General features: G+C 52.8%; 1 rRNA gene. It reads right to left on the reverse strand.

Annotated features, from left to right (window positions below):
• Positions 1-692: ribosomal RNA gene (locus tag PEL01S_RS34225) — 23S ribosomal RNA — on the reverse strand; the annotation flags it as partial.
• Between the last annotated feature and the right edge of the window lie 102 nt (positions 693-794).

The raw sequence follows: 794 nt of genomic DNA on the forward strand, positions 1-794 counted from the left end.
GCGCCCTATTCAGACTCGCTTTCGCTGCGGCTACGGCTTCTCACCTTAACCTTGCACGGGAACGTAACTCGCCGGTTCATTCTACAAAAGGCACGCCATCACCCGTTAACGGGCTCTGACTTCTTGTAAGCACACGGTTTCAGGTTCTATTTCACTCCGCTCCCGCGGTTCTTTTCACCTTTCCCTCACGGTACTGCTTCACTATCGGTCACCAGGGAGTATTTAGCCTTGGCAGATGGTCCTGCCGGATTCAGACGGGGTTTCACGTGTCCCGCCCTACTCAGGATACGCCTAGGATGTTCGCAGACTTTCGGCTACGGGGCTCTTACCCACTATGGCCAGCCTTTCCAGACCGGTTCACCTAACCTGCTGCATCCACATCGGCGTCCTACAACCCCAGAGAGCAAGCCCTCTGGTTTGGGCTAATCCGCTTTCGCTCGCCGCTACTGACGGAATCACTTTTGTTTTCTTTTCCTGAGGGTACTTAGATGTTTCAGTTCCCCTCGTCTGCCTCCAATGCAGCTATGTATTCACTGCATGGTACGTGAGAATTACCTCACGTGGGTTCCCCCATTCGGACATCCCCGGATCAAAGCCTGCTTACGGCTCCCCGAGGCATTATCGTTGTTCGCCACGTCCTTCTTCGGCTCCTGGTGCCTAGGCATCCTCCGTGTGCTCTTTCTAGCTTATCCGTAAGCTCGCTATATATCTTTTCTCGCTCCGCTTGTCTTCGACAAAAGTCGCTCCAAAAGATATATACCTCGCGGTATAACTAGTAAAACTAAGGATGATTC

Source organism: Paenibacillus elgii NBRC 100335 (assembly GCF_004000865.1).
Taxonomy (GTDB): Bacteria; Bacillota; Bacilli; order Paenibacillales; family NBRC-103111; genus Paenibacillus_G; species Paenibacillus_G elgii.